At 64.3% G+C, this 653-nt stretch carries 1 protein-coding gene; it reads right to left on the bottom strand.

What is annotated here, in order from left to right:
• Positions 1 to 653: FAD-dependent oxidoreductase (locus R7Z77_RS26120; protein WP_318137147.1), on the bottom strand; the 653-nt coding region annotated here is incomplete at both ends.

Below are 653 nucleotides of genomic sequence, written 5' to 3' on the forward strand. Positions count from 1 at the left end.
TCCGGTAGCGACCAGCAGCTTGTCGGCACGTACTTCCCCGTGTCCCGTGGTCAGCACGAATTCGCCGTTCACATGCGCGACCTGGCTGGCTTGCGTGTGTTCCAGTACCTTGATCCCTTCGGCACGGAAGGCCGCTGTGACGGCCTCGCCGATGGACGGGTCGTCGCGGAAGAACAGCGTGTTGCGAGCTAGGATCGTGACCTGGCTGCCCAGCCGGGCGAAGGCTTGCGCCAGTTCCCGCGCGACCACCGACGAGCCGATCACGGCTAGGCGTTCGGGAATGGTGTCGCTGACCAAGGCCTCGGTCGAAGTCCAGTAGGGTGACTCTTTCAGGCCCGGAATCGGCGGCATGGCCGGACTGGCACCCGTGGCGACCAGGCAGCGGTCGAACATCACGACGCGCTCGCCACCCTCGTTCAAACTAACGATAAGGCTCTGGTCGTCCTTGAAACGCGCTTCACCGTGCAGAACGGTGATGGCTGAATTGCCGTCCAGGATGCCTTCGTACTTGGCATGACGGAGTTCTTCGACACGGGCCTGCTGCTGGGCCAGCAGCCGCTCGCGCAAGATCGTCGGCGGTGTGGGTGGCATGCCGCCGTCGAATGGGCTTTCCCGGCGCAGATGGGCGATGTGGGCGGCGCGGATCATGATCT

It is taken from the genome of Vibrio sp. 1401 (genome assembly GCF_033340295.1).